Source organism: Aeromonas intestinalis, assembly GCF_054052485.1.
In genome coordinates this window covers 1-214 of sequence record NZ_JBSTYK010000058.1, presented here as the reverse complement: position 1 = coordinate 214, position 214 = coordinate 1, and the positions used below count along the sequence as shown (strand labels likewise).

The following is a 214-nucleotide window of genomic DNA, read 5'->3' as shown; positions in this document are numbered from 1 at the left end:
TACTCTCGCATGGCGAATGCCACACTACCATCGGCGCTACCGCGTTTCACTTCTGAGTTCGGCATGGGATCAGGTGGTTCCACGGCGCTATTGCCGTCAGGCAAAAGCTGTTACTGCTTTGAAAATGGTGCTGATACCCAGAATCGAACTGGGGACCTCATCCTTACCAAGGATGCGCTCTACCGACTGAGCCATATCAGCACACTAACCGGTA

Annotated in this window: 1 tRNA gene and 1 rRNA gene; both read right to left on the bottom strand. The window is 53.3% G+C overall.

What is annotated here, in order from left to right:
• A 5S ribosomal RNA gene (gene rrf, locus ACW5W7_RS21395) occupies positions 1–101 on the bottom strand; the annotation flags it as partial.
• Positions 102–125: 24 nt separating this feature from the next.
• Positions 126–201 (bottom strand) — tRNA-Thr (locus tag ACW5W7_RS21390).
• Between the last annotated feature and the right edge of the window lie 13 nt (positions 202–214).